Below are 22,892 nucleotides of genomic sequence, written 5' to 3'. Positions count from 1 at the left end.
TTTCAAAGAGCAGGCCAAGCCTCGGGGCGGGCCGCTCTCTGCGCTTATATACTTCAATTTGTGATATTGAAAATTAAACCCAAAAATGAAAGGATGGTTAAACTTATGCCACAGCTCGTAGTGAAACCCGATAACCGCCAACTGGCTTTTGATGAAATCCGCATTTCCGTGTACGCCGACCGTATCCTGAACGGCCTGGATCAATTAAGCAAGGAAACTCTGATCCGCGGAGTGCAGTCCAAGCTGCGCCGTGATGAGGTCAGCGGAGAAGAGATCAGCAATGCTTTTACGATGAGTGCCCTTGAACTCGTTACCAAAGAGGAGCCGGACTGGAAGTTCGCTGCTGCGCGTTCACTGCTAACCTCCCTGTACAAAAAAGCTGCCGTCAACCGCCGCTACAAAGCATACCCGGAAGAGCCTTACGGCGAGCTGTACCCGCTGATTACCGATCTCGTGAAGAAGGGCATCTACCGTGAAGAACTACTGTCCCACTACACCAAGGAGCAGATTGAGGAACTGGGCAGCTGCATCGATTACACGCGCGACCTGCTGTTCGATTACATCGGCCTGCTGACCCTGTCGGACCGTTATCTGGCGCATGACTTTGACGGCCGCGTAATGGAGCTTCCACAGGAGCGTTATATGATTATCGCAATGTTCCTCATGCACACAGAGCCGGTAGAGAAACGGCTGGATCTGGTCAAAGAAGCCTACTGGGCCATGAGCAACATTTACATGACCGCTGCCACACCTACCATGTCCAATGCGGGTAAAAAAGTCGCCGGACAGCTCTCCAGCTGCTTCATCGACACCGTGGACGACTCGCTCGAAGGCATTTTCGACTCCAATACCGATGTGGCCCGCCTAAGCAAAATGGGCGGAGGCATCGGCGTCTACCTCGGCAAGGTGCGGGCCCGCGGGTCCGATATCCGCGGCCACAAGAACACCAGCTCCGGTGTCATTCCGTGGATTCGCCAGCTGAACAATACCGCAGTCAGCGTAGACCAGCTCGGCACACGCAAAGGTGCTGTCGCCGTCTACCTCGATGTTTTCCATAAAGATATTCTTGCCTTCCTCGACCTGAAGCTGAACAACGGCGACGAGAGAATGCGCGCGCATGACGTGTTCCACGGTGTCTGCCTGCCTGACCTGTTCATGGAGGCTGTGGAAGCACGCGGCCACTGGAACCTCTTCTGCCCGCATGAAGTGAAGAAGGTGATGGGCTGGAAGGATGACCGCGGTCGCGCGCTGGGCCTCGAGGATTTCTATGACGAGAAGCTTGGACAAGGTGCTTTCCGTGAAAAGTATGCCGAAGCCACTGCCAATCTGGAGCTGTCCCGCATCACGGTTCCGGCCATCGACATCATGAAGCGGATTATGAAATCGCAGCTGGAAACCGGCACCCCGTATATGTTCTACCGCGATACGGTGAACCGCTCCAATCCCAACCGGCACCAGGGGATGGTCTTCTCCTCCAACCTGTGCACGGAAATCATGCAGAATCAATCGGCAACCGTTATCGAGAGTGAAGAACTGGTTACCAAGGACGGCCAGACCCGGATCGTTATCTCGAAGGTTCCCGGAGACTTCGTAGTCTGCAACCTGAACTCCATCCACCTGGCCCGCGCAATTCCGGCCGGTGTGCTGGAGCGGCTGATACCGATTCAGGTTCGTATGCTCGACAATGTCATCGACATCAACAATATTGAAGTGCTGCAGGCACAGTACACGAACAGCCAATACCGCGCGGTGGGCCTCGGCACCTTCGGCCTGCATCACCTGCTGGCGCTGAAGGGCATCCGCTGGGAATCCGACGAAGCCGTGGAATATAACAATCATCTATATGAACACATTAACTATCTGCTCGTGCGCTCCAGCATGGAGCTGGCCCGCGAGAAGGGCCGTTATCCGAAGTTTGCCGGTTCTGACTGGGAAACTGGTGCTTACTTCACCTCGCGCGGCTATACCAGCGGCGAGCAGGAAGGCAAATACGTGACAACAGAGCAGTGGCGCGAGCTACAGCAGGAAGTGGCTGCCGACGGCGTGCGCAATGCCTGGATGTTCGCGATAGCCCCGAACGGCTCGACCTCGATCATTGCCGGGTCCACCGCCAGCATCGATCCGCTGTACGAGCTGCTCTCCTATGAGGAGAAAACCACCTACAAGATCGCCAACCCGGCACCGGATCTGTCCGAGAAGACGATCTGGTATTACAAAACGGCATTCCTGATCGACCAGAACTGGTCGATCCGCATGGCCTCTGCCCGTCAGCGCCATGTCGATCAGGGCCAAAGCTTCAACTTGTATGTGACCCCTGACATCAAGGCCACCGATTTCCTGAACCTGCATCTGAACGCCTGGAAGGGCGGATTGAAATCGACTTATTATGTGCGGAGCCGTGCCCTGACCATAGAAGAGTGCGAGTCTTGCGCGAGTTAAAGACTAACTTTAATAGGGGGCACTTGGAGTCACGGAGAGGAAGTTTGGAACTGTAGGAGCGTTAGCGTTCGCCTTTGTCTGCGGATTTCCACCGCGAACAGCGGTTTAAATCAAGAAATCTGCAGACAACAGCGACCGGAAGTCCAAACATTCCTCGTAGTGGCGAATAAAGTGCCGGCTTTTAAAGTGACCAGATTAGCCCCGCAAAATACAGGAGGGAAACAACATGCAACTACAAAAGATTTTTAATACCGAAGCCCCGAACCAGTCTACACGGATCATCGACGGGGAATGTTCAGGGATACTGAACTGGAACGATATCCGCATGCCGCACATGTACAAGCTGTACAAGGTGCTGCTGCTGAACCACTGGATCGCCGATGAGATCCCGATGTCGAAGGATGCGCAGCAGTTCCCGCAGCTGGAGGCGGAAGAGCAGCGTGTGTTCAAGATTAACATCGCCCTGCTGGCGGTGCTGGATTCGATGCAAACGATGTTCGTTGGTGATGTAAAACGTTATTTTACCGACTCTTCACTGGAAGCTATTTCGGCGATCATCGGACAGCAGGAGGTTGTGCACAACCAGTCCTACTCTTACGTCCTCTCTTCGATTGTCTCAGACAGCGAGCAGAAGGAGATTTTTGAATACTGGAAACATGATCCGGTGCTGCTGGAACGCAACCAGTTCATCTCCGACATCTATCAGGAGTTCCGGGATGCGCCATCCAAGGAGACTTTTTTCCGGGCGATGGTGGCCGATCTGATTCTGGAGGGGATTTTCTTCTATAGTACCTTTGCCTTCTTCTACAACCTGGCCCGTGACCAGAAAATGATGGCGACCAGCCAGATGATCTCTTACATTCAGCGTGATGAGAATCAGCACTGTTACTTCTTCGCCGAAGTATTCAAGCAGCTGCTGGTGGATTTCCCTGAGCTGAACACCAAAGAAAATATGGATTACGTCTACCGTACCATCGACCGCGCTGTAGAGCTGGAGACCAATTGGGGCCACTACACGCTGACCAACGTGCGCGGCATTGATATGAACGAGCTGAGCGACTACATCAAATACACCGCCAACAAGCGCCTGACGCTGATGGGTCTGGACAAAGCCTACACAGGCGTAGACGTCAACTGCATGCCATGGATCAAGCCATTCTCCGACGAAGCGCTGAACGCGACCAAAACCGACTTCTTCGAAGCCAAGTCCCGCAACTACGGCAAGGTTGGCGACGATAACGGGTTCGACGATTTGTAATAGCAGTCCGGTTTCGGGATAAAAAGCGTTCCCGCCACATTCTGCTGCACAGAATACAATAGAATGGCCCAAAGCTGGTTCCAATCCGTTGCGATCCTGAGTGGCGAAAAAGCCCCTTACCGCCGAAATTTCGGCAGTAAGGGGCTTTCGCTATTCATCGTACGGCATTGCTGCGCAGGAATGGGAGACACTCGGCTCACATTAAAATGCGCCTACCTGATACGCCGGGCACATCTGGGCTCTGCCTTTTAAAATCCAGCTACTCTGCGGACTTACGCCCCGCCTTATGCGACGTCTCTTCCGCCAGTTCCACAAGTACGCTGTCCAGACGCAGCTTAAGCTCGGCGGCCAGCTCGACGACACCCTGATCGTTACGCACCGCCTGGGAATCTACCGCATATACACCGCCAAGAATATGGCGTGCGCCCAGCACGGACAACACCGGCTTCAGCGCATAATCAATGGTAAGGAGATGTGCCAGACTGCCGCCCATAAAGAGCGGAAGCAGGATTTTGCCGGCCAGGCCTTTTTCTGGAATCAGATCCAGGAAGGTCTTCAGGACGCCCGTATAGGATGCCTTATATACCGGGCTGACGACAATAACTGCATCGGCCTCAGCTACTAGACCGTTGGCTTTGACGATGGCTTCACTCTCGAATTTCGTATGGATCAGATCCTCTGCTGGGAGCTCAGCCACATTGATGCGTTCGACTTCAAATCCCTGTCCCCGTAAATCCGCTTCCGCATATTCAATAACCGCGGTAATCCGCGAGACCAGGGATGGTGTTCCGTTGATGATAACTATTTTGGCCACGTTCCCACCTCTTCCGTTCGTTATCCGTTATACGTTTCTGCCGCTTGTTCCAGTAAAAAACCTTCAAATTAGTAATAATCCTAGCAGAGTACAGGGATTATTGTCAAACGTAAACAGCCTCTTGCACCCGGTAAAATCCTGAGCTATAATAAGCGGCAATACTACATCCCGATCAGGCCAGTGACCGGCATCCAACCGTGAGGCGTCTGCGACCGGAGCAATGTTCTTGCTTCCTAAGTTTACCGGGTTTCGCCCGTTACCGCGAAGACCAAAGAGGGCCTTATCCTGCTGTGATTTCAGAGGATTCGGTCAACCTGGGTGGCACCGCGAGCTAACGCTCCTCGTCCCATGGATGAGGGCGTTTTTTGTATTTTTATAAGACAAAAAGGAGCGAAACGGCATGCTGGACATGAACTGGATCAGGGAGAATGAGGAACTCGTAAGAAACACGGCAACATGGAAAAAGGTAGACTTCCCGCTAGATGATCTGCTGAAGTGGGATGATACGCGACGGGAGCTGCGGCGGGAAACCGAGCAGCAAAGAGCGGAACGCAATGCGCTGACCAAGGAGGTCGAGCGCCTGCTGCGCCAGGGAGATGCCGGAGCCGGAGAACATGCCAAGGCACAAGTGCGGGAGATTAACACCCGGCTCACGAAGCTTGAGGCGGATCTGGCAGAAGCAGAGCGGCGCTGGGGCGAATTGCTGCTGCTGGCACCAAATCCGGTATCGGAGGATACACCGGTCGGCGCGGATGACAGCCAGAACGTGGAGCTGCGGCGGACCGGCAGGCTGCCGGATTTCGGCTTCGCACCGCGCGATCATGTGGAGCTCGGCGAGCTCCATGACATCATCGATATCCCGCGAGGGGTCAAAGCCGGAGGAGCGCGCAGCTATGTGCTTAAGGGAGCGGGACTCTACCTCCACCTAGCCGTGCAGCGGCTGGCACTGGATGTACTGGCAGAGCGGGGCTTCACCGTGATGGACGTCCCGGTCATCGTCCGGCCGGAGGCGCTGGAGCGGACCGGGTTTTTCCCTGGAGGGATGGACCAGACCTACGAGCTGAACGGAGAAAAGCGCTGGCTGGCCGGAACCTCGGAAGTGTCGCTCGTGTCGCTCTACAGCGATGAGATCATCGAGGCCGATACGCCGCTGCGGCTGGCCGGAATGTCGGCCTGCTTCCGCCGGGAGGTCGGTTCGGCGGGGCGTGATGTGCGCGGCCTGTACCGGGTGCACCAGTTCTCGAAGATCGAACAGGTCGTAATCTGCCGCAATGATCCGGCAGAATCGGAGCAGATGCTGCAGGAGATTCTGGCGAATGCCGAGCACATTCTGCAGCTGCTGGAGCTGCCCTACCGCGTAGTGGCTGTCTGCAGCGGCGATATGTCGCTGAAGACGCACAAGCAGTACGACATCGAGACCTGGATGCCCAGCCGGAATGCCTATGGGGAGACCCATTCGGCATCCAACCTGCTGGATTTCCAGGCCCGCCGCTCGGGCATCCGCTTCCGTGACGAGAACGGACGCCTGCAGTACTGCCACACCCTGAACAATACCGCAGTCGCCACGCCGCGGATTCTGATCCCGCTGCTGGAGAACCACCAGCAGGAAGATGGTTCAATCTATATCCCGCAGGCGCTGCGCAAGTACATGAACGGGCAGGAAGTTCTTCACAGCTGACACAGAAATGACTTTCCATGTATTCTTGCAGGGAGCTAATAAAACTATGAATCCGCTAATTCAGCCGTTGCTTTAGGCTGAACAGGAGGATTTCATAGTTTTTTTGTGCATTATGACAAAATTCCTTGTAAATTGATGTTTTCCATCCATTGTTTACTATATATTTACGATAGACAATCTCTCATTTAACGTACAAATGATAGATTGGGAGAAGGCGAAAATAATATCGTATCTAGAGAGGAGAAGATTGTAACAAATGAATATTTCCTCAAGGCGAAAACAATGGTGGTCGGCAGCGCTCTCATTCGTGCTGATTACCGGTATGGCCCTGCCCGCAGCATCAACAGCTTCAGCGGCAACAGATAATAGTGCTCCTGTGATCTCCCAGGTGTATGGCGGCGGAGGGAACTCCGGAGCCAAGTACAAGAATGACTTCATTGAGTTGTATAATCCTACAGATGCAGATATTGACTTGACCGGCTGGAAGGTGCGGTATGCCTCTTCCTCTGGAAGTTTTAGTGAAGCTAAGCCCAATTTGTTCACCACACTTACCGGCAGCATCCCCGCAGGCGGATATTTCCTGATTCAGGAAGCGGCGGGCACCGGAGGCACGGACGATCTTCCGGCGCCAAACATCGTTACGGATAGCAACTCTGCTATAGCTATGGCCGGAGCAAATGGAAAGATTGAGCTGTTGAATGCATCCGGCACCCAGGTTGATATGGTTGGCTATGGCTCTGCTACTACCTTTGAAGGTACGGGGCCGACTCCAGCAATCTCCAACACCACCGCAGCCATCCGCTTGGAATCCACCCTGCTCCCTACCGGCAACCGCGGACTGGATACTAACCAGAATTCTGCAGACTTCACGGTTCAAGCACCGGATCCGCGCACCTCGGGTGTGGACAGCACCAAGGCTCCGGCCGTCACTGCTTCCCTCGCTTCCGGGCAGACGGTGCCCAAAGGCACCCAGCTCTCCCTTAGCACAAGCAGTGTAACCGCAAGCGTATACTACAGCGTCTATGCCAACGGCAGCACCAGTGCCCTGGCCGATTACGCTTTGTACAGCACTCCAATTCTTTTGCAGGACGACACCGTACTCATCAAAGCCTATTCTACAGAAGAAGGCAAAACCGACAGCGGCATCTCCCAATTCAGTTACACCACCAAAGAAGCGGTTAGCGGACTGACGATCCCCAAGATTCAGGGTACTGTCCAATCCTCCACTTATGCGGGGCAGCTGGTGAAAGGTGTACCGGGTATTGTTACTTACACCAGCGGCAGCACCTTCTACATTCAGACTGCAACACCGGACAGTGACCCCCGGACCTCCGAGGCGATCATGGTCTACCTCCCGGGAAACAAGGTAAAAGTAGCCGATTCTGTTCTCGTGGACGGATGGGTGAAGGAATATAAGGAAAGTGGCTATGCTGACGCTACGGACCTGCTGACTACCGAAATTGCGGCGACTCAGGCAACCGTGGTATCTGGAGCCAATCCTCTCCCTGCGGCTACGATTATCGGAACAGGCGGGCGGGCAATTCCCACTGCTATCATTTCTGTGGGATTGACTAAAGAGCTTGATCCTGCCAAATATGCCCTAGACTTCTACGAAAGTCTTGAAGGCATGCGGGTTCAGCTCAACACCCCGAAGATTATCGGGCCTTATGATTTTGAAATTCCGGTCACCGTGAACAACGGTACCAGCACTACAGAAGTCACTTCACCCTCAGGTGGTCTCGTTCTTACAGGGGCGGACTTCAATCCTCAACGTGTTCTGATCGCCGCCAAGCCGAGCCAGCCGGTTAGAACGGGACAGATCTTCAGCGGGAACATTACCGGTATTCTCGGTTATGACTATGGTAATTACAAAGTTCATCCGGATGCCCCGCTGCCGGCAGTAACTGCAGGCACTTCAGTTGAGCGGGAAACAACCTCATTCGAAGCCGGAGCCGATAAGCTGACGGTTGCCTCATTCAATGTGGAGAATTTCTCCAAATTGAGCGGTTCCGACAAAATCAACAATATTGCCAAAGACATCGTCACCAACCTGAACACGCCGGATATTGTCGGCCTTCTGGAGATTCAGGACAATGACGGCGCGGGCGACACTGGAACCGTGGATGCCACCGACAGCTATAAGGCGCTGATTGATGCTATCAAGGTAAAGGGCGGCCCAACTTATGCTTTTACTGATATTACCCCGGTTAACAATATGGACGGCGGTGCGCCGGGCGCGAACATCCGGGCCGGATTTATTTACAACACCGCACGCGTCCAGCTTGCTCCGGGCAACAAAGGTGACGCTACAACAGCGGTAGCCTACACCAAGGACGGCGGGCTCAGCCTGAATCCGGGCCGAATTGATCCGACCAACTCCGCATTCGACAATTCCCGTAAACCGCTTGCGGCGGAATTTATGTTCAATAACCAAAAAGTAATGGTCATTGCGAACCACTTCAACTCCAAGACGGGAGACTCCGCACTGTACGGCGGTATCCAGCCACCCGTCAAACCAAGTGAAGCCCAGCGGGCGAAAATTGCCACCGTTGTGAACGGCTTCGTATCTGATGTGCTGGCCAAGAACCCTGATGCGAATATCGTGGTGCTTGGCGATCTGAACGACTTCCAGTTCTCGAATACTTTGAAAATTCTGAAAGGCAGCGCATTAACCAACCTGATCGACACACTGCCGCTGGGAGAGCGTTATTCTTACGTATACCAGGGCAATGCCCAGACGCTGGACCATATGCTGGTCAACAACAAGCTGGCCACAAGATCCACACTGGACATTGTGCACATCAATGCCGACTTCCAGGAGGAAGACGGACGTGTGAGCGACCATGATCCGCTGCTGACGCAAATTGATTTCGGCACCGACCATTTCAACCTGCGGGTACTGCATACCAACGATACCCACGGTCACCTGGAAAATATCACAAGACGCACCTCGGCGATCAGCAGTGAGCGGACAGGCAATTCCGTACTGCTGGATGCAGGCGATGTTTTCTCAGGAACCTTGTATTTCACCCAGTTCAAAGGACAGGCAGACATCCAGTTCATGAACAACATCGGCTATGATGCCATGACGTTCGGCAATCACGAGTTCGATCTGAACAAGGATCAGCCGGAGGTGCTGAAAGATTTCGTCACCGCCGCCAAGTTCCCGTTCACCAGCGCGAATATTGACTTTACATCCAAAGGAAGTGAGCTGGCGGGGCTGTATCACAATGCCATCGGCACACTGGAAACGGACGAGACCAAGAGCACCGCAAAAGACGGCAACATTTATCCTTCTGTCATCAAGGACGTCTACGGTGAAAAGGTCGGCATCTTCGGCCTGACCACTGAGGATACCATTGGACTATCCTCGCCGGGAGATAAAATCAGCTTCAAGGATCACGTGGAAAGTGCCAAGAATACAGTAGCGATGCTGGAAGCAAAGGGCATTAACAAAATCATCGCCGTCACCCACCTGGGCTACACTGTAGATCAGGAATTGGCAAAAGCTGTTCCGGGCATTGACATCATTGTCGGCGGACACTCGCATACGAAGATCGATAATCCTCCTACGCCAATCGTCAATGTCGGCACCGGTAAAAATGTACTGATCGTACAGACCGGTGAATACAGCCAGTTCCTCGGTGAACTGAATGTGACGTTTGATAAAAACGGGGACATTCTGACTTACAACGGCAAGCTGCTCGATGTGAATCTGTTTGGCGAAGATGCCACAGCCAAAGCGATGCTTGCTCCATATGATGCCAAATTGACTGCTGTACGCAGCACAGTCGTCGGCAACTCTAGCGTTGATCTCTACACGAACCGCACCATCGACGGCAAATCCGTCCGTGTCGTGCGTCAGGAAGAAACTCCGATCGGTAATATGATTGCCGACAGTATCGCCGAAAAGGTCAGAGAGCTGATGCCAAGCTTCGTGTCGGCAAGCGACCTTGCTTCCATTAAGGGCGTTGTCGCTATTCAGAATGGGGGCGGAATCCGCGCAGCCATTGACAAAGGCGACGTTACGATGGGCGAGGTACTGACCACGCTGCCGTTCGGCAACAGTCTGGTCGCTCTCAAAGTGACGGGTGCTGAAATCATTTCATCTCTGGAAAACTCGGTCAGCGGGCTGAGCTCCGATCAGGGCCGCTTCGCCCAGGTTTCCGGAATGAAATACACTTATGATTCTACGAAGAAACCGGAAATTGTAGATCCTTTGACTAACCAGGTTACCCAGGCCGGAGAGCGCATTGTGTCTGTTGAAATCCGGCAGACGAACGGCTCTTATCTGCCGATTGACCCGAAAGCTTACTATCTGCTGTCCACGAACTCGTTCATGGCAGGCGGCGGTGACTTCTACCGCGCACTGGCCGGGGCCAAGGCCGACGGACGTTATTATGAACTCGGGCTTCCGGATTTCGAAGTTCTTTTATCCTATTTGAAAAATCATAACCCAGTCACCATCGGCACCGAGGGACGGATTACGGATCTGAAGGGTACGACACCTAGCGCTACTCCGACGCCTACGCCAACACCTGCGCCGACTCCGACCAATCCACCAGGAGGCGGCGGAACACCTGCTACACCAACACCTAGTGCTACCACGGCGCCGCTGGCTTCACCGCAGGTGACAACGATCACCGCAGCAGATCTGACCAGCAAGCTTACAGCCCTGCCTGCTGGAACCAGTGAGCTGGTTATCCCGCTCACCGCTTCCAGCGGCGGAGCGCAGGCTGTTCTTCCGGGCAGCGTACTTGTTCAGCAGGCAGCTTCGAATCCTGCTACCGTCCTTACGTTCACCATCCCTGGCGGAGCTTCCTACTCGCTTCCGCTCCGTGTACTGAACGGAACTGCACTGACAGCTGAGCTGGGCACCAGCGACTTCACAGTCACTGTATCCCTGCTGCAGGCAAGTGCTTCAACACTAAGCAGTCTTAACCTGGCCGTTACGGCGCAGGGCGGATCACTAAGTCTGGCTGCACCGGTCATCGAATTTACAGTTACAGCGCAGACTGGAAGCAAAAGCGTTCCGCTGAACAGCTTCGGCAGCACATATGTGAAACGGACGCTTACTGCACCTTCTGTGCTGAACTCCATGAATTCGACTGCAGTATCCTTTGATCCAGCCACCGGCAAGCTGACTTTTGTACCTTCCGTCTTTGCCGGTAAGCCTGACGGAACCACCGAGGTTACGATCAAACGCAACAGCAACAGCTTCTACACAGTTGTGAAATCGAGTAAAACGTTCGGAGATATTACCGGACACTGGGCCAAATCATCCATTGATCTGCTGGCCTCCAAGCTGATCATTACCGGCACGAGCGCTACCACATTCCAGCCTTCGCAGATGGTAAGCCGCGCAGAATTTGCGGCGCTGATTACCCGCTCCCTCGGCCTTGCCACCATGAGCAGCGGAGCCACCTTCAGTGATGTGGGAGCAAATACCTGGTATACGGATGCTGTTAAGACAGCCGCTGCCGCGGGGCTCATTACGGGCTATACCGACGGAAGCTTCAAGCCCAACAGCCCGATTACCCGCCAGGAGATGGCCACCATTCTGTCCAAAGCCATGAAATACACGGCCAAATCACTGAATGCCGATCCTGCAGCACTGGCTAAATTCAGCGATGCCTCCGGACTTCCGGCCTGGTCCCGGGCGGCCGTAGCCGAAATTGCCGCTGAAGGCATCATTCAGGGCAGACCGGACGGCTCGTTCGCACCGCAGGTGCTGGCTACCCGTGCAGAAGCCGCAACGATGCTGGAGAAGACCTTAAAGTCGCTTCAGTTCATCAACTAAATTTACAAGGAGCCAAGTCCCCGCAAGGAGGGCACTTGGCTCCTGTCAAAGTGAGAGAGACGGTCCCCCTTTAGCGCTGATGCGCTTCAAGGGGCCGTCTCTTTTTGGCATACAGGTTGTTGTCACACCCTCTATTTCAGCGGCACTGTAACCTTAGCTGTAATAGCAGTACAGATAGATGTGTCTTTGAAACTGCCGGATGATCTAAGTGTAAGCCTCTACATCCCCTGCCGCACCTGTTCTACAATCGCATGGAACCCCCCGGTGTTCGATTTTCTTGATTTAAAATGCAAGTTCGTTTATAATAAAACCAATAATAAGTTCTATATTTATAGAACTAATCTAAATCAAAACATGATCCACACAACTCAGCTGCAACTTAATCGTCTATACGGCGCAATTCACAAGGGAACGAGGCACACACATGGATTATACGGTAGAAGTCGATTTTGCCCCAATGTATGAATGCTTTACCAGTCTGACCGCTTTTCTCTACAAGCAGAACCATAACGCTCTGGAGTCCGGAAAGGTCTGGGTCAAGGAGGTTCAGAAGAGGTTCACCACCGCTCAGTTGCAGAACATGCAGGAATTCTCCAAAGAAAATGCAGATTTCACGCTCACTCCTTATATCTGGAGCTGTCCCGGAGACCGTTCGGTGGACGGCTTTCTGGATTGGTTCGATGGCCTGTCTCCGGGAGAACTGTTCGAGACCGCTGCACGCTTCGGATCCACGGTATCGTCCAATCTTGCCGGACTGCGCAGCCGCACCTCCGATATTCTGAGGGAATGGAATGAACGGTATTTTGGCGGAACCGATCCCGCTATTCTTGAAGGACTGAGCCGGGAGGCGGAATCCAGACGGGCCGAACTAAGCGGCGCCAATGCCATGGAGGTCTACGAACGGGCGACGCAGGGGATGCGGCTGTATCCCGAGGAGAGCCTGAAGCAGATTATTTTGATTCCGCACTACCACGCCCGTCCATTGGTCACTACTTCTTTATACGATGAATTTGTATTTACCAGCTATGCCTATGATGCGCTGCCTCCGGAGGAAGGACGGCCCGCTCCCGCACTGCTGCGGCTGACCCGGGCGCTGTCGGATGAGACCCGGCTCTTCATTCTCCGTCTGCTTGCGGGAAAGCAGCTCAGTTTCACGGAAATCGTCCGGCAGGTTGGCCTGTCCAAAAGCACGATTCACTATCATCTCATCACGCTGCGCTCGGCTGGACTGGTCATTGTCCATTCCACCGGCAAAAGTGCGTCCTACAGCCTGCGCCTGGATGCGCTGAATGATCTGCCCAAACGGATTGCCGATTATTTGGAGTAGTTGGCGGCTAACCAGAAAAAGGAGCGAATCCCCTATGCTGAAACGCAGCTACTATGGTCTGCTGTCTACGATTTCTTTGAGCGCCTTCGGCGATAGCTTTGGCCTGTTGGCGATGGAATGGCTGGTCTATGACCTGACCGGCTCCAAGCTGGCCATGGGCGCGCTGGCGCTAAGCTCCGGCATCCCGGAGCTGCTGCTGCGCCTCCTCGGCTCCCCGCTGGCCGACCGGCTGCACCGCGTGCGCTTCATGGCCTGCCTGGCCGCGATCCGGCTGCTGGCCATCGCCCTTCCGCTGGGCATGGGCCTCGCCGGCCAGCTCCAGCTCTGGCATTTATTCGCCGCAGCCGGACTTAGCGGCGCCTGCGCCGCGCTGTTCATGCCCACGGCGATGGCTGTGATTCCCGGCGTCGCGGACAGCCGGAAGCTCGTGCGCGCCTTCGCCGTCATCGACGGCTGCAAGGGAGCGGCAGCGCTGCTCGGGCCTGCGCTGGCTGGCGCGCTGACCGCTGCCAGCGGGGCACTCCCGGCACTGGGCATTAATATGCTCTGCTACATTGCCGCTATCGCCACTCTACTCTGCCTGCCGAAGCTGCCCAAGCCAGGCAAGCCGGATGCTGCTTCAGGGGGCTTCTCCCTTTCCTTATACCTGCGTGAAATGGCTGAAGGCTTCACCTTTTACAAGCAGTTCCCGGCAATGTTCACCATCATGCTTATGGCTTCGGTCAGCAATCTGAGCTCCATCGCGGTCTGGACGATGATGGTTCCGTATGTGCGCGAGGTGCTCCACCGCGATGCAGCAGCGATGGGCACACTTACCACAGCTTCCGCGCTTGGAATGCTGGTTGGCCTTGGTGTAATTTCCCTGCTGGGAGAGATTCAGAACAGACGCCTCGTGATGCTTGGCAGTCTCGGCATGATCGGAATCATTACATCCATATGGGGGCTGATTCCCAGCTTTCCGTTTGCGCTTGCAGCCGTATTTGTATCCGGCGCCCTTAGCCCCTTCTTCGGCTCCTTAAGCTCCTCCCTGCATGGACGCCTCGTTCCGGGCAATCTTCAGGGACGGGTGAATTCTATCCGCTTCCTGATCGGCGGCAGCCTACAGCCCTTTGGCGCTTTTGCCGGGGGGGCCATTGCTGAGGCCTATGGTGTGCCGGCCTTGTTCATCGCTGCCGGACTGCTGCCGGCGTTAAGTGCCGGAGCCGCCCTTCTGCTCCCCGGCCTGCGGATGCTCGACGGCGACCTGTCCGCGCTTGAAGCCAGACAACGGCAGGGCCGCAGAGGTGGCCCACACCAAACAGGCGATGTCCATAACACTGGAGCATCGCCTGCAGGCTGATTTTTTTCCCAACCAACATTCTATACAAGACTAATGAGGGCTAATCAAATAGTTCATCTTCTACGCTATTCATATAATGGCTTGTATCCCCGTGCAGCAGGATCTCCGCCTGTCCGTCCGTAAAATCGATCCGGCACAGACAGGTCGGATAAATATATGGCAGGTCCCACAGCTTCTCCATGGCTCTCTCTTCAAAATAAGCCATCAATACTTTAATCACTACGGTATGGGTAACAATCAGGATGCGCTGCCCGTCATGTGCCGTCACAATATCCTGCAGCTTCTCCAGCGCCCGCTTCTGTACCCCGGCAAAGGTCTCGCTGCCTTCCACACTGAATTTCTCCGGGTCCTTCCAAAAATGATGATGCTGCTCCGGGTCCCCGGCCTCAATCTCGGCGGAATCTCGTCCTTCCCATAACCCCATACCAATTTCTATGAATTCATCGCAAGCGATCAGCGGGATGCTCCGCTCCCCCCGGACGATCTCTGCTGTCCGCAGTGCCCTGGGGCTTGAACTGGAGTAAATCATATCTAGCGGTTCCTGCTGGAGCCCGCGGTTCAGCCACTCTGCCTGCTGTACGCCAAGCGGTGTAAGCGCCGAATCGCGATGCCCCTGCATCCGGTTCTGGACATTCCACTCCGTCTGCCCGTGCCGGGTTAAATATACGGTTGTTGTTTTCAAGAAGATCCTCCCCTTTATGTAAAATGAACTTGTTTTCGGCTATACCCGCTTGTGCTCCAGCCATTTCACCGCATAGTCTACGAGCTCGTGCTGCGGGATGAGCTGGGCTGCCGCTGCGGCAACCTTTCCATAAGTAATCTGTCCCGTCTCTTGTCCAAATTCCTCACCAATAGCGGCAAAATCCTCCGAATTCCAGTTATAATCCCTGTACTCCACCCATTGTCTGGCCCCGTTGACCAGCATGGGCGCTCCCGCAGTGACCTCCTGCTTCCCGGCATACTCAGCCCGGTATTCGGCCAGGTGCAGTGAAGTATTATTGTAGCTGTCCACGCCAAGCAGCAGTACGCTTCCCTTCAGATCATAGATCCGGGCCAGAGGCGATTGTTCACCAAAAGCAGCGTCCAGCGCATGCCCATCGAGAATCTCATCCCTGTGCCTGCCCCAGGCAGCAAAAGAATGGACCGGATGGCTGCTGCGCCGAACCCCCTTTTGCTTACGGAAGGTTTCGGGAATTACGCCCATTCCCCGCAGCAGTGTAAGATCCGGGTCATAGGCCGGCATTTGTTCCCGGATGCTCTGCCACCACGCCTCCGGCACCGGCGGATTGCTCCAGCCCGATGGATCGGTCAGATCGGAGGAGTGGGTCGGCATCACCAAAGTCCCCCCTTCTCCAAGCACCTGCTCCAGCGCCAAAATAACGGCAACCGGCCCGCCTGCCACCCACTGTCCCAGCGATTTAAAGGAGGAATGCAGCAGCAGCGTCATCCCTTCACGCACCCCAAGCTTCCGAAAGTCGGATGCCAGTGTCTCCACTGTAATGAGTTCCCCTCGTATTTCTTCCATTCGAACACTCCCCTACAACTCTCATTCGACGGATCCGGGCAGAACTGTGCCATTTTCAGCAGCCCGTATGCTTAGCACTGCCCCTCACGTATCCGAAGACAACTTACCTGGCTTCGAAGAAGCTTTCCTAATCATCTGCCCAACAACGCACTCGGTTCCATGATCATTTAGCTGGAATTCCTCCCACTAATTCTTCTCATAACAACCCCTATCCATGTTTAGTTGGAATTAGTGCACTTGAATTTTCCGTAATCGTTAGAATACACCCAAATTCGCCTATAGCTAAAATTCAAGTTCCCTTTTTCCACCTAAATCGAAAAAAGAGCACAAAACCACCTAAATTAGTTAAACAATTTCCAACTAACAAAAAGAGCAGCGCCCCTGCCTCTCCGCCTTCTTACGATTCCTTATCCCCCAGACGCCCGGAATACCGCTCCAGCAGAAGCTTGGCGCGGTATTCGCCTGGCGAGATGCCCTCCAGCTCCTTGAACACACGGGCGAACTGCTTGCTGTTCTCGAAGCCGACGGCTTCGGAGACACCGGCCAGCTTGATGCGGTTCTCAGAGAGCAGCGCCTTGGCATGGCGGATCCGGACTCTTTTGAGATACAGCACAAAGCTCTCTCCGGTATAGGCCTTGAAGGCCTCACTGAAATAAGAATAGTTAAGCGACACATGGTTGCTCACCATCGCCATATTCAGCGGGCGGGCATAATTCGCTTCAATATAGGCGAGTGCCTCCTCCATGTCGGCATGCTCCGTATGGGCAGACTTAATTCCTATGATATAATCGTTCACCGTAATGAGCAAATGTTCCAGTGTCCGGTAATAGTCGTGAAAATGGCGGAAATTATACAGATTGCCCACCGTACGGTACAGCTTTAGCACTTCAACGGAGGCCTCCCCGTGCAGCCGGAATACCTCATCAAGCACCCGTTCGTTCATACTGCGGCCCACCTGTTCCAGATACGCCAGATCCAGGTGCTGCAAATGATCCAGTTGAAAAATCGCCCCCAGCAGGCTTCTGATTTCCTTCTCACGGTCCGTGCCGAGCATGTTCAGCAGCTTGCGCAGCTCCTCCTCCGGCGATGGAAAACGCAGCCGTCCTTCGCGCAAATCTGCGTAATCTATGAAGCTGGCCTGCGGTGGCAGGAACGTATACTGCAGCGCGCGGCAAGCTTCTTTGTACGCGGTGCGGAAGTCTGCCGGATTCCGGGTTTCACCGCTCATACCGATGAGCAGACCCGTCAGTTCTCTTGCCTCTGCCTGCCGGGCCAGCTCCAGGAATGCCTCCTTGCCGGCTCCGATCAGGACCAGCTTCCCTTCCCAATCTGTCAGAATTTCAGCAAACGGCCCGGCCAGCGGTCCGCCCATCCGTTCAATCAGTCCCTGAACTTCGTCCGGTTTCATCCGGGCCCCGTCTTTGTAATAGAAATTCAGCACGCCCACTGTAAAAGGAACAGGCAGCTGTTCCAGCTCCTGCTGCTGCTCGGGTGATGGCTCCACAGGCTCCTGCATGAGCAGTCCGCGCAGGCGGGCAGTACGCAGCTCCTGGCGGTAGCCCTCCGTCTCCTGTGCAAGTCTGCGGGAATTGGACTCCTGCTCCAGCCACTCTCTGCTGATCTGCTCCAGAATCCCGAACAGCTCCTCGCGTCTTATCGGCTTCAGCAGGTAGTCCTTGACGCGGTAGCGGATCGCACTTTTGGCATATTCGAAATCATCGTAGCCACTCAGAATCACGACCGCAGGTCCTTCACGGCCAGGCTCCGCCTCAGCGGACAGCCGCTCCAGCAAAGTAATCCCATCCATCACCGGCATGCGGATATCGGTAATAATAATATCCCTACGCTCCTGCTGATACAGTGCCAGCGCTTCTGCACCGTTCCCCGCGAGCGCGATGCTGTAACAGGACGGGTATTCCCGCTCAATCATGGCCTGCAGACCCTGGCGGATCATCTTTTCATCATCTATAATCAGCAGCTTCTTCATATCTGTCTATCCCCCGTCAAAAGAACTTTAGGCAGCGTCATGAACACCGTCGTCCATTCCCCCGCTTGACTCTTCACTTCCAGCCCGTAGGCTTCCCCGTAGAACAGCTGCAGCCGCTGGTGCACATTCCGCAGTCCTATGCCGCCGCCTCTGTAACCGCCTGCTGCGGACCCGGAAGCATCCATACCCGGCTCCTCCTTGGCATAAATCGAGGTATGCAGCTCCGTCAACCGCTCCGGAGACAGCCCAAACCCGTTATCGCGGATCGCAATGAGGATTTCCCCGTCCGCCTCTGAAATCTGGATACGGATGGAACGGTCTTGAAGCTCCTCCGCTCCGGCTGACCAGGCATGCTTCACGCTGTTCTCCACGATCGGCTGCAGGGACATCTTCAGCACCTCCAGCTCCAGATAGGAGGGTGCAATCGAAAGCTCCAGCGTGATGGGATGCTCAAACCGGATATTCATCACTTCGATGTAATTCTCGATATGACGGATTTCATCCCGCAGCTTCACATATTCACCGGACCATTTGAAATTGTAGCGCATCATGCCGCCGAGCGAGGTCAGAGCATCGGAGATGCCCCGCTGATTCTCAATCTCTGCCAGCATTTTAATATTTTCCAGCGTATTGTAGAGAAAATGGGCATCGATCTGGTTATGCAGGGTCCGCAGCTCCGCTTCTTTGGAGAGCGCCTCCTTGTTCACGGCCTGGGCAACCAGTGTATTGATTGTATTCATCAGCTTGGAGAAATGATGCGCCAGTTCCCCGACCTCCCCGCCTCCACGGATGCTGATGCCCGTGTACGCCTCCCCTCTGCGCACCCGTTTCATCGTCTCCGTCAAGCGGCGCAGATTCTTCAGAATAAAGGCATTCAGCACGTAGGCAATAGCCGTAACCAGAACAATAAAACCAATATTGAGCCCGATAATCAGATTCCGGGTATGCGAAATATCCTTCATGACATTCTCCATCGACACTACATTCAGCAATGAAGCGCCAATCTGCGTAAGCGGGGTGTGAACCAGCAGAAAGGAGTTACCGTTCTCCTTGTAGTGGACATCCCACTCCCCGGTTTCCGCATACTGCCGCAAGCGTTCGGTAATCGCTATGTTCAGCTTTGGGTTATCCTCCTCAAAAGAGTTGTCCGCCCGCGTAAACAGCTGCAGCCCATCCCCCGTGATGAACATCTGCGACTGGTTGTCGCGCACATCGGTATAGGTTTTCGGCGTGAAGCGGCTGAGCAGCATATCCACCTGAATCATGCCGACATGATGGCCGGCCGGAATACTGATCTCCCTCAGCAAAGAAACCTTGGGCTGTCCCTCCGGTGCCTGGCCTGTATAGCGCTGCATGGGATCCGGATCATTCTTCTGAAAAGACCATAGCTCCTGCCCCTGCAGCTTCAATGCTTGCTGATACCATGGCTCCATGGACACCCGTTCCTCCCGAAAAATAATCGGCCAGATCTCGTGCACCTCCTTGCTCCGCGAATACAGCCGCAGATGCTCAATATTGGGATTATTGAATTGAATCCGGTTCAAATTCACAAAAGTGGTCGTATTGAAATCAATCAGTTCTCCGAGTGAAGGATCGCTCTCATTGAGCAGATAATTCCGGATCACCTTATCGGAATAAGCCATCTGTGCGGCCCGTTCCATGGCTTCGATCTGATTGAGGATATGCGTCTTTTCCATTTGTAGCAAATAGCTGTTTTTGTCCACAGCATCGCGGACATACGTATTATTGATTGCTCTATAGGAATAGAAGGACACCAGCAGGCAGGGACCCAGAATAATAAAAATATAGGCCGCCACCAGCCGGCTTTGCAGCGATCTTCGTCCCCACCAATAGCTGAAGGAGCTCCATAATGCCCCGGTTCGTTTGTGCATGTTCACCTGTATCCTGTACACCTCGCCTCTAAGGCCGCAGATTAGAAGAAAATAACCCAAAAGCCCGCAGTCAGCGGGCAATTGGGCAGTAGTATAGTGAGTTACATTCCAAGCTTTTTCTTATTTTCTTCGTATTTCGTCTGACGGTATGCGTCAAAGGTCGCCTGACCTTCTTTTTCCTTCTTCGCCAGATACTCACTCCAGAGCTTATCGAACTCCGCATCAGAGGAAGCCATCAACAACTTCGGCAGCGTTTTGCCACGAAGGTTTTTGAGCTTGGTGGCGATAATGCCTTCAGGCGAGTTGCCCGTAGGATCAATCTGCTGGAATTCGGAAGTGTTAACCGCTTTGCCGCGGGTCCAGTCTTCCAGCTGCTTGAACGGTTCAACGGATTTTGGAGCCCATTGGTCCGTAATATTTGTATTTTGCATCATCCAGAAGGTGAAAGAAGATCCGTACTTCTTATCGAAGGCCGCACGGTCCTTATTCATTAAGTCAAAGGCTTCCGGCAGAAATTGGTCTTTACCGTCAATGGTATCATAGCTGACCCCTTTTTCACCCAGGAAAAGATCCTTGTTGCCTTCTTCACTGTTCAGGTAGCTGAGGAATTTAATCGCCCGGGCTTTATCCTTCACATCCTTGGAGATCAGGGTTACTGTCCAGCCCGAGATCCCCGGCCCGTTCAGTGCCGGAGGGTCCATCTTGGTGTTCGCAGGTCCTTCTACAGCGATATAGGTTTGTTCCGGATTCTTCTGATAGATGGTACCGAGCTGAGGAGCAAAGTCGGTACGTTGATAGAGCATGGCGAAATAGCGGCCTTGCGCAATCTTTTCTTCCATTTGAGCGCGCTTGTCAATGAAAATGTCCTTGGACAAAAGTCCGTCCTGGTTGGCCTGGCGGAGCGTCTTCATCCAGCGTACATATTCAGGATCGGTTTCACGGTCATAGACCTTGCCGTCCTTTTCCCACGGGATGTTCAGGAAGTTCTGAATATAACCTTCCAGCGAGTCGTTGCCAGTCTCAGTGAACTCATGCAGACCGAGCGGAATAATCGGCTGGCCGTTAATCTCAGGGTATTTCTCCTTCGCCAGCTTCAGTGCATTCAGGAAGCCCTCCGGTGTGCGCATATCCGGGCTACCGATGGCTTCATAAATATCCTTGCGGACGACAAATGTCTGGTTGGAGACATAGTTTTTGCCGTATTTTTTATAGTCAGCAGGTGAAGAGGAGGAGTTAGGATAGCCGTATACATTGCCGTCCGGTTGTGTGTACCAGCCTAGCTTGTCGGCATCGGATACCTTGAAGAAGTACGGGTCATATTCTTCGGCCAGCTTGTTTAGCGGAAGCACCAGATTGCCCTCGATCATCGTCTTGACCGCATCTTCCCAGAAGCCCAGTGTAATGAAGTCAGGCAGCTTGCCGGAAGCAATCAGGGTGTTGAGCTTCTCATTCTCATTCCCTGCGGGAACAATGAAGTTGATATTTACACCCGTCTTTTTCGTTACATATTTGGAGGTAGGGTCTACGCCCCATTTATTCGGAAACCAGGCGAAATTCAGATACCAGTCGAACGTGATTGGTGAGGTGTCGCTTTTCCAGCCCGGCTCATCCGCCGAGACCGCTGACGCCGCCGGTTCTGCCGGTGCTTTGGTGGCCTCTGCCGCATTTGTAGCAGCCCCCGCGTTATCCTTGCCATTGTTTCCGGCATTATTGCCACTTGAACAGCCTGTTGCCGAGAATGCCAGCATCAGCCCCAAGAGCAGCAGCACCATTGCTTTCGGCTTGCGTTTCATGCCCATGCTTATTTACCCCTTTTCTGAAATTGTAGTAAATTATAAGCTCAACTCCATAACCCATCATGTGCCGGGTGCCGGAGGAGTTACCTTTGTGGCTTGATCGCTTGGGTTGGGTTGGCTTGAAGACAAGCCTTAGCCCTTGATCGAACCGATCATCATGCCCTTTACGAAGTAGCGCTGCAGGAACGGATAGACGAACACAATCGGCAGCGTGGTGACCACCATTGTGGCCAGCTTGATAGACTGGGAAGTCACGCTTTTGGTAACACTGCTGCCCTGCACGGCCACCATCATCTGGCTGGAGCTGGACTGCGCCACCACCCGGAACAGGTAAGTCTGGATCGGCTGCAGGTCCGGATTATTCACATAGATGATCCCGGCAAAATAATCATTCCACTGATACACGCCATGGAAGAGGGCAATCGTCGCGATGACCGGCATGGATACCGGAAGCACGACCCGCAGGAAAATGGACCAGTCGTTGGCACCGTCAATCCGCGCCGCTTCCTCAAGACCCTCGGGAATTTCCCGGAAGAAGGTCATGAAGATAATGAGATCGAAGAAGCTGAACATCACCGGAATGATGTAGACCATGAAGTTATCCAGCAGATGCAGGTCCCGGTTCAGCAGAAAGGTCGGGATGAGACCACCGTTGAAGAACAATGTAATCGTGCCCAGCAGGATATACAATTTGCCGCCAATCAGCCCTTTGCGGGATAACGCGTAGGCTACCATCGCCGTGAAGAACACATGCACCAGCACGCCGAGCACCGTTTTGGCAACCGTAATTCCCATGGCCTGCATAATGCCTGGACTCGCGAACACCGCGTCGAAATTCTTCAGGCTGAACATGCGCGGCCACCAGTAAATCCCGCCCAGCATCGCATCATTTCCATCATTGAAGGCATTGATCAGCACGTACCAGATCGGGTAGAGCGTCAGGAAGCATACACACAGCATAATCAGATTGTTGGCGATATCGAATAGGGCTTCGCCCTTCGTCTTGCGTTTGAGAGCAAACATTGGTTAAGTCCTCC

Annotated in this window: 13 protein-coding genes; 6 read left to right on the top strand and 7 right to left on the bottom strand. The window is 54.0% G+C overall.

Annotated elements, in window-relative coordinates:
- Positions 1–105: 105 nt before the first annotated feature.
- Both A3842_RS13620 and A3842_RS13615 read left to right on the top strand, forming a co-directional pair.
- A complete protein-coding gene (locus A3842_RS13620; RefSeq protein WP_074101776.1) occupies positions 106–2,439 on the top strand; it encodes a ribonucleoside-diphosphate reductase subunit alpha in 2,334 nt (777 codons plus the stop codon).
- A gap of 226 nt (positions 2,440–2,665) precedes the next feature.
- Positions 2,666–3,697, top strand: a complete 1,032-nt coding sequence (locus A3842_RS13615; RefSeq protein WP_074086718.1) for a ribonucleotide-diphosphate reductase subunit beta — start codon at positions 2,666–2,668, stop codon at positions 3,695–3,697.
- Positions 3,698–3,956: 259 nt separating this feature from the next.
- Here A3842_RS13615 and ssuE read toward each other — a convergent pair whose 3' ends face one another.
- A complete protein-coding gene (gene ssuE, locus A3842_RS13610; protein WP_074086717.1) occupies positions 3,957–4,511 on the bottom strand; it encodes an NADPH-dependent FMN reductase in 555 nt (184 codons plus the stop codon).
- A 400-nt stretch (positions 4,512–4,911) separates the two neighbouring features.
- Between ssuE and serS the strand changes: the two genes are divergently transcribed.
- From serS to A3842_RS13590, 4 genes are all read left to right on the top strand, one after another.
- A complete protein-coding gene (serS, locus tag A3842_RS13605) occupies positions 4,912–6,189 on the top strand; it encodes a serine--tRNA ligase (protein WP_074101775.1) in 1,278 nt (425 codons plus the stop codon).
- A 256-nt stretch (positions 6,190–6,445) separates the two neighbouring features.
- Positions 6,446–11,989 carry an S-layer homology domain-containing protein gene (locus tag A3842_RS13600; protein ID WP_074101774.1) on the top strand — a complete coding sequence of 1,848 codons (5,544 nt, stop codon included), beginning with the start codon at positions 6,446–6,448 and terminating at the stop codon, positions 11,987–11,989.
- A gap of 424 nt (positions 11,990–12,413) precedes the next feature.
- Complete coding sequence (locus A3842_RS13595) at positions 12,414–13,316, top strand: ArsR/SmtB family transcription factor (RefSeq protein ID WP_074101773.1); 903 nt, start codon at positions 12,414–12,416, stop codon at positions 13,314–13,316.
- 34 nt (positions 13,317–13,350) lie between these two features.
- The gene (locus A3842_RS13590; protein WP_074101772.1) at positions 13,351–14,655 is read left to right on the top strand and encodes an MFS transporter; all 1,305 of its coding nucleotides are present in this window, start codon (positions 13,351–13,353) and stop codon (positions 14,653–14,655) included.
- A 40-nt stretch (positions 14,656–14,695) separates the two neighbouring features.
- On the opposite strand, the gene A3842_RS13585 is transcribed toward A3842_RS13590, so the two are convergent.
- The 6 genes from A3842_RS13585 to A3842_RS13560 form a co-directional block, all read right to left on the bottom strand.
- Positions 14,696–15,337, bottom strand: coding sequence for a histidine phosphatase family protein (locus tag A3842_RS13585; protein ID WP_074101771.1), 642 nt, complete (start codon positions 15,335–15,337; stop codon positions 14,696–14,698).
- 39 nt (positions 15,338–15,376) lie between these two features.
- Positions 15,377–16,180 carry an AAC(3) family N-acetyltransferase gene (locus tag A3842_RS13580; protein ID WP_074086710.1) on the bottom strand — a complete coding sequence of 268 codons (804 nt, stop codon included), beginning with the start codon at positions 16,178–16,180 and terminating at the stop codon, positions 15,377–15,379.
- A gap of 397 nt (positions 16,181–16,577) precedes the next feature.
- A complete protein-coding gene (locus tag A3842_RS13575) occupies positions 16,578–18,167 on the bottom strand; it encodes a response regulator (protein WP_074101770.1) in 1,590 nt (529 codons plus the stop codon).
- The gene (locus A3842_RS13570; protein ID WP_074101769.1) at positions 18,164–20,059 is read right to left on the bottom strand and encodes a sensor histidine kinase; all 1,896 of its coding nucleotides are present in this window, start codon (positions 20,057–20,059) and stop codon (positions 18,164–18,166) included. The genes A3842_RS13575 and A3842_RS13570 overlap by 4 nt, the downstream gene beginning before the upstream one ends.
- Before the next feature lie 101 nt (positions 20,060–20,160).
- Positions 20,161–21,858, bottom strand: a complete 1,698-nt coding sequence (locus A3842_RS13565) for a type 2 periplasmic-binding domain-containing protein (protein ID WP_074086707.1) — start codon at positions 21,856–21,858, stop codon at positions 20,161–20,163.
- Positions 21,859–21,987: 129 nt separating this feature from the next.
- Entirely contained in the window at positions 21,988–22,878 is an 891-nt protein-coding gene (locus A3842_RS13560; RefSeq protein ID WP_074101768.1) for a carbohydrate ABC transporter permease, read from the bottom strand.
- Positions 22,879–22,892 lie beyond the last annotated feature (14 nt).

Source organism: Paenibacillus sp. P3E, from assembly GCF_001909045.1.
In the GTDB taxonomy this organism is placed as follows: Bacteria; Bacillota; Bacilli; order Paenibacillales; family Paenibacillaceae; genus Paenibacillus_AQ; species Paenibacillus_AQ helianthi.
Note: the sequence above shows the minus strand (reverse complement) of the source record. Positions and strands in the feature narration are given on the sequence as shown.

Excerpts from the sequence above, each read along its gene's own strand:
- A3842_RS13620 (WP_074101776.1), top strand. The coding sequence starts at position 106 with ATGCCACAGCTCGTAGTGAAACCCGATAACCGCCAACTGGCTTTTGAT.
- A3842_RS13615 (WP_074086718.1), top strand. The coding sequence starts at position 2,666 with ATGCAACTACAAAAGATTTTTAATACCGAAGCCCCGAACCAGTCTACA.
- serS (WP_074101775.1), top strand. The coding sequence starts at position 4,912 with ATGCTGGACATGAACTGGATCAGGGAGAATGAGGAACTCGTAAGAAAC.
- A3842_RS13600 (WP_074101774.1), top strand. The coding sequence starts at position 6,446 with ATGAATATTTCCTCAAGGCGAAAACAATGGTGGTCGGCAGCGCTCTCA.
- A3842_RS13595 (WP_074101773.1), top strand. The coding sequence starts at position 12,414 with ATGGATTATACGGTAGAAGTCGATTTTGCCCCAATGTATGAATGCTTT.
- A3842_RS13590 (WP_074101772.1), top strand. The coding sequence starts at position 13,351 with ATGCTGAAACGCAGCTACTATGGTCTGCTGTCTACGATTTCTTTGAGC.
- A3842_RS13580 (WP_074086710.1), bottom strand. The coding sequence starts at position 16,180 with ATGGAAGAAATACGAGGGGAACTCATTACAGTGGAGACACTGGCATCC.
- A3842_RS13575 (WP_074101770.1), bottom strand. The coding sequence starts at position 18,167 with ATGAAGAAGCTGCTGATTATAGATGATGAAAAGATGATCCGCCAGGGT.
- A3842_RS13570 (WP_074101769.1), bottom strand. The coding sequence starts at position 20,059 with ATGCACAAACGAACCGGGGCATTATGGAGCTCCTTCAGCTATTGGTGG.
- A3842_RS13565 (WP_074086707.1), bottom strand. The coding sequence starts at position 21,858 with ATGGGCATGAAACGCAAGCCGAAAGCAATGGTGCTGCTGCTCTTGGGG.
- A3842_RS13560 (WP_074101768.1), bottom strand. The coding sequence starts at position 22,878 with ATGTTTGCTCTCAAACGCAAGACGAAGGGCGAAGCCCTATTCGATATC.